8 protein-coding genes are annotated in these 6,000 nt (G+C 71.0%); 3 read left to right on the forward strand and 5 right to left on the reverse strand.

Annotated elements, in window-relative coordinates:
- Nucleotides 1-59 precede the first annotated feature (59 nt).
- On the reverse strand, nt 60-326 hold the full coding sequence (locus DJ70_RS00370) for a hypothetical protein (protein ID WP_094528998.1): 267 nt from the start codon (nt 324-326) through the stop codon (nt 60-62).
- A 105-nt stretch (nt 327-431) separates the two neighbouring features.
- Nucleotides 432-1,391 carry an FKBP-type peptidyl-prolyl cis-trans isomerase gene (locus DJ70_RS00375; RefSeq protein ID WP_094529001.1) on the reverse strand — a complete coding sequence of 320 codons (960 nt, stop codon included), beginning with the start codon at nt 1,389-1,391 and terminating at the stop codon, nt 432-434.
- A 90-nt stretch (nt 1,392-1,481) separates the two neighbouring features.
- Between DJ70_RS00375 and cyaB the strand changes: the two genes are divergently transcribed.
- Complete coding sequence (gene cyaB, locus DJ70_RS00380; protein ID WP_094529005.1) at nt 1,482-2,057, forward strand: class IV adenylate cyclase; 576 nt, start codon at nt 1,482-1,484, stop codon at nt 2,055-2,057.
- Here cyaB and DJ70_RS00385 read toward each other — a convergent pair.
- Complete coding sequence (locus DJ70_RS00385) at nt 2,054-2,602, reverse strand: MaoC family dehydratase (RefSeq protein WP_094529008.1); 549 nt, start codon at nt 2,600-2,602, stop codon at nt 2,054-2,056. The genes cyaB and DJ70_RS00385 overlap by 4 nt on opposite strands.
- A gap of 78 nt (nt 2,603-2,680) precedes the next feature.
- Here DJ70_RS00385 and DJ70_RS00390 point away from each other — a divergent pair, with 78 nt between their 5' ends.
- Together DJ70_RS00390 and DJ70_RS00395 are read left to right on the forward strand one after the other, a co-directional pair.
- Nucleotides 2,681-3,565 carry an HpcH/HpaI aldolase/citrate lyase family protein gene (locus DJ70_RS00390; protein ID WP_094529011.1) on the forward strand — a complete coding sequence of 295 codons (885 nt, stop codon included), beginning with the start codon at nt 2,681-2,683 and terminating at the stop codon, nt 3,563-3,565.
- A gap of 66 nt (nt 3,566-3,631) precedes the next feature.
- The gene (locus tag DJ70_RS00395) at nt 3,632-4,885 is read left to right on the forward strand and encodes a Glu/Leu/Phe/Val family dehydrogenase (RefSeq protein WP_094529014.1); all 1,254 of its coding nucleotides are present in this window, start codon (nt 3,632-3,634) and stop codon (nt 4,883-4,885) included.
- A 30-nt stretch (nt 4,886-4,915) separates the two neighbouring features.
- Here DJ70_RS00395 and DJ70_RS00400 read toward each other — a convergent pair whose 3' ends face one another.
- Nucleotides 4,916-5,383 (reverse strand): hypothetical protein, encoded by a 468-nt coding sequence (locus DJ70_RS00400; RefSeq protein ID WP_094529017.1) that lies wholly within the window; start codon nt 5,381-5,383, stop codon nt 4,916-4,918.
- Between the two features lie 131 nt (nt 5,384-5,514).
- Nucleotides 5,515-6,000, reverse strand: a 486-nt coding sequence (locus DJ70_RS00405) for a Dph6-related ATP pyrophosphatase (RefSeq protein ID WP_094529020.1), incomplete at its 5' end; no start/stop codon positions are given.

Here is a 6,000-nt window from a genome sequence, read left to right on the forward strand (position 1 = left end):
CGGCGGTGACGGACTCGGACGAGGGGAGCCGCCGCCCGCGGTCCGAGCGGCCGAACCGCTCAGATCGCCCCGGTCGTTCCGACCGCGAGCACGACGACGCCGACGGCGACCGCGAGGGCCGCCCAGTTCCGCGGCGTGTCGATCGGTCCGTACGGTCCGCCCTTGCGCGTGAAGAGGTACGCGAAATAGACGGCGAGCGGCGCGAGCGACGGCAGCGATCCGACCGTGATCTCCGAGACGAAACGCGAGAGGATGGCGACGGCGACGGTCGAGACGCCCGCGCTGGCCGCGACGACGACGTCCTCGCGTGCCCGTTCGATCTCCATGCTCGAGCGTGAACGCGGGAGTACGCAAAAGGATCGGTTCGGTCCGCGGGCCGACCGACCCCTCGAGCGCCGAGGGGATCGATCCGACGCCGCGTCGACGGGCGGTTACTCCTCGTCGAGGTCCGCGTCCAGTTCGTCCGCGATCTCGTCGGCGTCGACGTCGACGTCCTCGAGCGCGTCCTCGATGTCGCCGGCACCGGCGCCGCCCATGCCGCCCATCATGCCGCCGAGGCCGCCCATGCCGCCGCCCTCGATGACCTCCTCGACGACGACGCGGTCGAGGTCGAGCCGGCCCATGAGGTCCTGGGCGATCTGCTGTTTCTGGAACATCCACTGCTGGTTCATCTGCATCGCCTGGGTCGCCGTGACGTAGAGCACGTCCTTCTCGACCTCCTCGGTCTCGACGACCTCCTCGCCGTCGTCGTCCTCCGTGACGCTTTCCTCCTCCTCGACGAGGGTCTCGATCCGGACCTCGGGCGCGTCCTGGAGGTACATCCCGAGCATGCCGGCGGCCTTCTCCTCGCGGTCCTCGATGACCTCGAGCACCTCGTACTCGTACTCGAGATCCTCGCCGGCCAGCGGGTGGTTGAAGTCGACGCGGGCGCGGCCGCCGATGATCGTCTCGAGGTGGCCCTGGCGGTTGTCGATCTGGACCTGCGCGCCGGGGTAGCGGCTGTCCTCGGGGATCTTGTCGGCCTTGACCGTCTCGACCTCGTCGGGATCGTACTCGCCGAAGGCGTCGTCGGCGGGCACGTCGACCGTTCCCTCGTCGCCGACGGACTTCCCGGTCAGTTCCTCCTCGACGGACGGGAAGACGTGGCCCGCGCCGAGCGCGACGATCCGGGGCTCGAACTCGTACTCCTCGGTGTCGATCTCGGCCTCCTCGGCGACCGCCTCGTCGGTCGTGTCGATGACGTCGCCGTCGTCGGCCGTCCGGATGGTGTAGGCGAGCCGGACGAAGTCGCCGTCGGCGAGTCCGGCGTCCTCGGTCTCCGGTTCGGCGTCCGGTTCGGCGTCGGCCTCTTCGGCGCTCTCGGCCGCGTCCGCCTGCTCCTGATCGCTCATAGCGGAACATCACCCGTTACACTCTTAAGGCGCACGGTTCGGGTCGGAACGTCCCGCCGCCCTTTTGACCGCCGCCGGCGACGCGGACGTATGTACGAGGTCGAGATCAAGGTCCCGGCGGACCTCGAGACCGTCCGGGATCGGCTCCGCGAGCTCGACGCCGACCCCGGCGAGACCCGCCGACAGCGCGACGTCTACTACGACGCGCCCCACCGCGAGTTCGCCGAGACCGACGAGGCGCTGCGGATCCGCCGGGAGACGACGATCGACGGGGGAGATACCCACCGCGACGCGTCGACCGACGGGGAGGCGGTCCGGCTCACCTACAAGGGGCCTCTGCTTGACGGCGACTCGAAGACCCGCACGGAACACGAGACGGACGTGGCGGACGGCGACGAGCTCGCGGGGGTCCTCGACGGCCTCGGGTTCGACCCCGCCGCGACCGTCGAGAAGCGCCGGGAGTACTGGCGGTTCGAGGAGTTCACCGTCGCGCTCGACGCCGTCGAAGGGGTCGGCGAGTTCGTGGAGATAGAACGGGAGGTCGACGCCGAGGACGCCATCGATCCGACGCGGGAGGCCGCGATCGGGACGCTCGCGAGACTGGGCCTCGACGCGGCCGACCAGGTCCGAACGTCGTATCTCGGGCTGCTGCTCGCCGACGGCTAGGCGTCGACGCCCGTCTCGCCGTCGTCTCCCTCCGGTCGTTTCAACGAGAGCGCCGTCCGCTCGAACGAACAGACGAGGACGTCGTCGTCGCTGTCATCGTCGCCACCGTCGTCTCCGTCACCGTCGTCGCCACCACCGCCGTCGCCCTCGCGGCCCACCGTGAACGCCTCGACGCGCATGGTGACGATCCCGCGCTCGCCGTCGCTCGTCTCGCGTTTGTCGACCACCGTCGACTGCGCCCGGATCGTGTCGCCGTGGAAGACGGGGTTCGGGTGCTCGACGTCGTCGTACGAGAGGTTGGCGACGATCGTCCCGTCGGTCGTCTCGGGGATCGAGATGCCGACCGCCAGCGACATCGTGTAGAGCCCGTTGACGAGCCGTTCGCCGAACCGCGTGTCGGCGGCGAACGCCGCGTCGAGGTGGAGCGGCTGCCCGTTCATCGTCATGTCACAGAAGCGCTGGTTGTCGGCCTCGCTCACCGTCCGCCGTCGCCGGTGTTCGATCGTCTCGCCGACCTCGAACTCCTCGTAGTAGCGTCCCGTCATGCCGGACCCCTCCACGGGCGCCCACATATCGCTGTCGACCGCGACCGATTTAATGTGCCCCGGCGACGAGCGGTCGACATGCCCCGACGAAGCCTCCTCTTCTCGCCGGGCGACCGGCCGGAACTGATGCGGAAGGCGCCCCGGACGGACGCGGACGTCCTGTGTTTCGACCTGGAGGACGCGGTCGCGCCGGCCCGGAAGGACGAGGCTCGCGAGGCGGCGGGAGCGGTCCTCTCGGACCCCGCATTCGAGCCCGACGCGGAGGTGTGCGTGCGCCTGACCGCGGACGAGCCAGAGGCGGACCTCGACGCCCTGATCGGCGGTGCGGAGGCCGACGCGGCCGGCGACCCGCTCCGGCTCGACGCGGTCATGCTCCCGAAGGTCGAGGAGGCCGCCGCGGTCGACCGCGCGGGCACGCTTCTGGTCGACCGCGGCCTCGACCCCGTCGTCTTCGTGCTCGTCGAGACCGCCGAGGGCGTCCTCGCGGCCCGAGAGGTCGCGGCGGCGGGGGCGACGACGGCGCTCGTCTTCGGCGCGGAGGACCTCGCGGCCGACGTCGGCGCGACGCGGACCGCCGAGGGGACCGAGGTGCTCTACGCCCGCGAGCACGTCGTCCTCGCGGCCAGCGCGGCGGGCGTCGACGCCCTCGACACCGTCCACACCGACTTCACCGACGAGACGGGCCTCCGCGAGGAGACCGAGTTCGCGGCCACGCTCGGGTACGACGGAAAGCTGGCGATCCACCCGGATCAGGTCGTGCCGATCAACGAGGCGTTCACGCCGGGGAGCGACGAGATCGAGTGGGCCGAGGCGGTTCTCGACGCTCGCGACGCCGCGGATCGAGCCGACCGTGGCGTCTTCGAGGTCGACGGGGAGATGATCGACGCGCCGCTCGTCGCGCGGGCGGAACGCGTGCTCGAGCGCGCCGCGGCCGCGGGGATCCGCGACGACGCGGGGGACTGACCCCGTGACGGCCGCGATTCCGACCGCGGCCGCCACCGTTAACTCGTGGGGTGGGAACGTTCGAGTATGAGCGACGAGGCCAACCCCTACGAGAGTCTGAAAGCGCAGATCGACGACGCGGCGGCGCACATCGACGCCGACGACGGGGTCCTCACGCGCCTGAAGCGTCCGGAGCGGATCCTGGAGACGAACCTGACGTTCGAGCGCGACGACGGCTCGCTGGAGACCGTGCGTGCGTATCGTTCACAGTTCAACGGGGACCGTGGCCCCTACAAGGGCGGGATCCGGTACCATCCCGGCGTCACTCGCGACGAGGTGAAGGCGCTCTCCGGCTGGATGGCGTACAAGTGCGCCGTCGTCGACGTTCCCTACGGCGGCGGGAAGGGCGGCATCGCGATCGACCCGGCCGACTACTCGGCCGACGAGCTGGAGCGACTGACCCGGAGCTTCGCGACCGAGCTCCGCCCGCTCATCGGCGAGGACCGGGACGTGCCCGCCCCCGACGTGAACACCGGCCAGCGGGAGATGAACTGGATCAAGGACACCTACGAGACGCTGGAGAACACGACCGCTCCCGGCGTGATCACGGGCAAGGCGCTCGATTCGGGCGGCAGCGAGGGACGCGTCGAGGCCACCGGCCGGTCGACGATGCTCGCGGCCCGCGAGACGTTCGAGTGGCTCGACCGCGACGTCGAGGGCGCGACCGTCGCGGTCCAGGGGTACGGCAACGCCGGGTCGGTCGCGGCCGCCCTCATCGAGGACCTCGGCGCGGACGTGGTCGCCGTCTCGGACTCGAGCGGCGGGATACACGACCCGGACGGGCTCGACGCCCGTGGCGTCAAAGCGCACAAGGCCGAGACGGGGGCCGTCTCGGGATACGAGGACGCGGCCGCGATCACCAACGAGGAGCTGTTGACGCTCGACGTCGACCTCCTCGTGCCCGCGGCCCTCGAGAACGCCGTCGACGCCGACCTCGCGGCGGACCTCGAGGCCGACGTGGTCGTCGAGGCGGCGAACGGCCCGCTGACGCCGGGCGCGGACGACGTGCTCACCGACCGCGGAACGTGGGTCGTCCCCGACGTGTTCGCGAACGCGGGCGGCGTCACCGTCTCGTACTTCGAGTGGGTCCAGAACCGCCAGCGGTTCCACTGGACCGAGGAGCGCGTCAACGAGGAGCTCGAGCGCACCATCACGGAGGCGTTCGACGGGATCGTCGAGGCGTACGAGAGCGAGGACCTCCCGAACCTCAGAACCGCCGCGTACGTCGTCGCGATCCGCCGGGTCGTGAACGCCTACGAGCAGGGCGGCAACTGGCCCTGACCGTCCCCGAGGCGGATCGCCCTCCCCGGCTCACACGTCGAAGAGCCGGTCGGCGTCCTCGCGCTGTCTCCGGTAGATCCCCCGACCCTTGAGCCGCGGGACGGGATGCGTGTGGAGCCGCTCGTTCCCGAGATCGTACACGAGCGGGAACACGTTCGTCCGACGCTCGGCGACGGTGTAGGAGGTGGCGGCCGAGACGAGGTCCTCGCCGGGGGACGTGACCGCGAACGCGACGTAGCCGATCGGCGTCGCGGAGTCCCCTCCGTCGCTCCGCTCGACGAGCAGCTCTCGAAACCGGTCGGCGCCGGCGACGACGTCCTCGGCATCGTCGTCGGTCGCGTCCACGACCGTGGCGAGAACGGAGACGTGTCCGACCGTCGGGTCCTCCTCGCGCGCGCTCCAGAGCCGATCGAAGCCGTCCGCGTCGCCCTCGACGGCGTCGAATCCGTGTTTTCGTCGGTTCGCAGCGACCGCCTCGCGGTACCGGTCGATGTCCATGTCACTGACGACGGGGCCACGTGATAAAAAATGACACACCCGCGGGCGGGGGACCGTCGCCGCGGTTCCGGGATCCCTCGGGACGTCGGGCTCCGACCGGCGTGCGGAGTCCTCCCCGAGCGTCGCGGCCGTCACGCCGTCTCAAGCGTCGCGGCCGTCACCTCGAGGTGGCCGCGGTCGCCCTCCCAGACGGCCTCGTACTCGAAGTCGATCCGGCGATCCATGTGTGGGCCGTCGACCACGTACGTCTCGAACTCGCCGCCCTCGCCGAGCGGATGGACGCCGTACTCCTCCCGGAGCTCGAGCAGCTCCGCGAGGGCGTCGGCGTCGTAGCGCCGCCCGAGCCACGACTCGTCGAGGCCGTAGGCCGCCACCTGGACGATCCGGATCTCGAAGCCGGCCGCGAACATCGCCTCGGCGAGCGCGGCCGGATCCTCGCCCCACAGCGGCGCGAAGAGGTCGATCCCCAGCCGATCGCACATCGCCCTGATGCGGCTCGTCTGGAACTCGCTCTCGACGGCGCCGGCGGTGACGCCGGCCAGCTCGACCCCGTCCGTGGCGGCCAGATCGCGGAGCGCGCCCTCCATCGGCTCCAGCTCGGCGTCGCCCTGCGCGGC

Origin of the sequence: Halorubrum halodurans, assembly GCF_002252985.1 — an archaeon.
In the GTDB taxonomy this organism is placed as follows: Archaea; Halobacteriota; Halobacteria; order Halobacteriales; family Haloferacaceae; genus Halorubrum; species Halorubrum halodurans.